Below are 3,218 nucleotides of genomic sequence, written 5' to 3'. Positions count from 1 at the left end.
CCGCGCCCCCGGACGGACGCCGGCCCGGCCGGCCCCTCCGCCCTGGCCCTGCCGCGCGGCATCCAGGACTTCACCGCCCGCGGCCCGGCCCTCGCCCGGCTGCTGGACCTGGCGCGGGACACCGCCCCGGACCGGCCGGTGGTCACCGTGGTCGCCGGACAGCCCGGCCTGGGCAAGACGGCGTTCGCGGTGCACGCCGCGCACCGCCTCGCCCCGCACTTCCCGGACGGACAACTCGCGCTGGACCTGCACGGCATGGATCCGGAGCCGACGACCCCCCGGGACGCGCTGGGCCGGCTGCTCGGCGCGATGGGCGTCGCCGATGCGGCGATACCGGCCGGCACGGACGACCGGGCCGGCCTGTGGCGGTCCCTGGCCGCCGAGCGGCGCCTGCTCCTGCTGCTGGACAACGCCGTCGACGAGTCCCAGGTCGGCCCCCTGCTGCCCGGCACCGGCCGGTCCCTGACGATCGTCACCAGCCGCCACGCCCTGGCCGGTCTGGAGTCCGTGCACCGCACCGATCTGGCCCTGCTGCGGCGCGAGGAGGCGGTCGAGCTGCTGACCCGCATCGTCGGCGCGGACCGGGTGCGGGCGGAGGCGCAGGCCGCACGCGACCTCGCCGACCTGTGCGGGCATCTGCCGCTGGCCGTCCGGATCGCCGGGCAACGCCTTCTCAGCCGCCCGCACGAACGGCTCGGCAAGCTCGTCGCCCGCCTCGCCGCCGAGGGCCGGCGCCTCGACGGCCTCCAGGCCGGAAGCCTGCGGGTGCGTGCCGCGTTCGCGCTCTCCTACCGGCAACTGCCGCCGGACGCGCGGACGGTGCTGCGCCGCGCCGCGCTGTCCGCCGGGGCGGACTTCGGCCCCGAGACCGCCGCGCTCCTGGCCGGCCTGTCCTACGACGAGGCGGTGGCCCGCGCCGAGGAACTGACCGACGCCGGACTGCTCCAGAGCGACGCCCACACCGAGCGGTACCGCTTCCACGACCTGCTCAGGCTCTACGCGGCCGAGCAGGTCGAGGCCGAGGACGGCCCCGAGGTCCGCGACGCCGCCCTCGACCGGACCGCGTCCTGGATGCTGCGCCGGGCCACCGCCGCCGCGCTGCACTTCGACGTCGACCACGAGCGCACCGCGGCGCAGGGCGACCCGGACCCGGAGACGGCGCCCACGGGCCGGGACGAGGCGCGGGCCTGGCTGGAGGCCGAGCGGGCCCAGTGGCTGGCCGCGCTGCGCCGGGCCCATGACGCGGGCCGGCACCGGGAGGTGCTGGACACGGCGGTGGCGATGCACTGGTTCTCCGACCTCAACCAGCACTGGGAGCAGTGGGTGGAGGTGTTCCGGCGTTCCGCCGACTCGGCCCGTGCCCTGGGCAGCAGGCGCGAGGAGGCGGTGCATCTCAACTACCTCGCCTGGGCCTACAACCTCTGCGTGCACGATCCCCGGGCCGCCCTGACGAGGGCCGACGCCGCGCTGGCGGCGGCCCGCGAGTGCGGGGACGGGCTTCAGGAGGGGTGGGCGCTGGGCTACGGCGCGGGCGCGCTGCACCGGCTGGGACGCATGGACGAGGCCGAGGCACGGCTGCGCGAGGCCGCCCGCCGTCTCGCCTCGCAGGAGTCCCCGCAGGGGAGGCTGGCCGAGCTGTCGATCCTCAACACCCTCGGGATGCTGGTGCGGCAGGCCGGCCAGGCGGCGGAGGCGCTGGACATCCACCGCCGCAGCGAGCGGCTCTGCCGGGCGGGGGTCCCGGGCCGTACGCGGGAAGTGATCGCCGTGTACCACGCGGTCGCCCGGCAGCAGATCGGCAACGACCTGGCGGCGCTGGAACGCTGGCACGAGGCCGAGGTGCCGCTGCGGCAGGCCCTCGCCGCCTTCGACGCCGCGCAGATGGCGGCCTGGACCGAGCAGGCCCGCCTTGACCTCGGCCAGGTGCTCGCCGCCATGGGGCACCCCGACGCCTGGGAGACGCTCCGCACGGCCCGCGACGCCCTCGGCGGCCTGCGCAGCCCGCGCCAGGTCGAGGCCGCCGCCGCCCTCGACGCCCTCGGCGAGGCGCCCGCCGGCGCCGTCTAGCGCAGGAGCAGTTGCAGCCCGCCCACCACCGTGGCCGCGATGACCAGCTGTTCGAAGAGACGCTGGTTGATCCTGTTCACGGCCCACTTGCCGAGGAACGCTCCGGGCACCACGAAGACCACCAGCGCGGCGTCGAGGAGCAGCGAGTGGCCGTCGATCAGCCCGAGGCCGGCGCTGAAGGGCAGCTTGGAGACGTTGACGATCAGGAAGAAGAAGGCGGAGGTGCCGAGGAAGCCCAGCTTGCGGAAGCCCGCGGAGAGCAGGTACATCGACATCACCGGGCCGCCCGCGTTGGCGACCATGGTGGTGAAGCCGCCGAGGACGCCGTACGAGCGGGCCTTGACCCGGCCGGCCCGGGAGGTGACCGGGTCCGGCTGCTCGCTCGCCTCAGCCCGGCGCCGGCGCCACATCGTGACGCCGGCCATGAACAGTAGGATCACGCCGATCGACGTGCGTACGACCGTGTCGTCGGCCCACACCAGGAACACGGTGCCCACGACCACGCCGGCCGCGACCGCCGGGAACAGCCGCCACAGGGTGGGCCAGTGGGCGTGGCGCCGGTAGGTGAGGACGGCCAGGACGTCGCCGGCGATCAGGACGGGCAGCAGGACGCCGGTGGAGGCGCGGGCCGGCAGGACCGCCGCGAAGATCGCGAGGCTGACCGTGTTGGCCCCGCTCACGGCGGTCTTGGAGAAGCCGACGAGCAGGGCCGCGAAGGCGAGCGCGGCGAATTCCCAGCCGGTGAGGTGCCAGAGCGTCATGGTGTCCATTGCGGCCACCGATGCTATGCGCACCCGGCCGGGCCGGTGAGGACCGTCTCGTCAGACGATCACTGTCACCGGGCGTACCGCGCCCGCAGTTCCCGCTTCAGCACCTTCATGCTCGGGCCCAGCGGCAGCGCGTCCGTGAACTCCACCCGGCGCGGGTACTTGTACTTGCCGAGGTGCTGCCGGGACCACTCGGTGATCCCGGCGCCGTCGGGCGTCGTGCCCGGCGCGGGGACGACCACGGCGCACACCTCCTCGCCGTGCAGCTCGTCCGGCAGGCCGATCACGGCGACCTGGGCGACGCCGGGGTGGCGCATCAGGACCTCCTCGACCTCGCGCGGGTAGACGTTGTAGCCGCCGCGGATGACGATGTCCTTCTTCCGA

The 3,218-nt window shown here is 75.2% G+C and carries 3 protein-coding genes; 1 reads left to right on the top strand and 2 read right to left on the bottom strand.

Annotation, left to right across the window (positions count from 1 at the left end):
* Positions 1-2,067, top strand: a 2,067-nt coding sequence (locus GTW67_RS08615) for an ATP-binding protein (protein ID WP_161164219.1), incomplete at its 5' end; no start/stop codon positions are given.
* Here GTW67_RS08615 and GTW67_RS08610 read toward each other — a convergent pair.
* Together GTW67_RS08610 and GTW67_RS08605 are read right to left on the bottom strand one after the other, a co-directional pair.
* On the bottom strand, positions 2,064-2,837 hold the full coding sequence (locus GTW67_RS08610) for a sulfite exporter TauE/SafE family protein (RefSeq protein ID WP_161164218.1): 774 nt from the start codon (positions 2,835-2,837) through the stop codon (positions 2,064-2,066). The genes GTW67_RS08615 and GTW67_RS08610 overlap by 4 nt on opposite strands.
* Before the next feature lie 65 nt (positions 2,838-2,902).
* On the bottom strand, positions 2,903-3,218 hold a 316-nt coding region (locus GTW67_RS08605), incomplete at its 5' end, for an AMP-binding enzyme (protein ID WP_161164217.1).

Source organism: Streptomyces sp. SID5910 (genome assembly GCF_009862125.1).
Classification (GTDB): domain Bacteria; phylum Actinomycetota; class Actinomycetes; order Streptomycetales; family Streptomycetaceae; genus Streptomyces.
Note: the sequence above shows the minus strand (reverse complement) of the source record. Positions and strands in the feature narration are given on the sequence as shown.

What these genes read in the sequence shown, in the direction of transcription:
- GTW67_RS08610 (WP_161164218.1), bottom strand. Translation starts at nt 2,837, where the DNA reads ATGGACACCATGACGCTCTGGCACCTCACCGGCTGGGAATTCGCCGCG.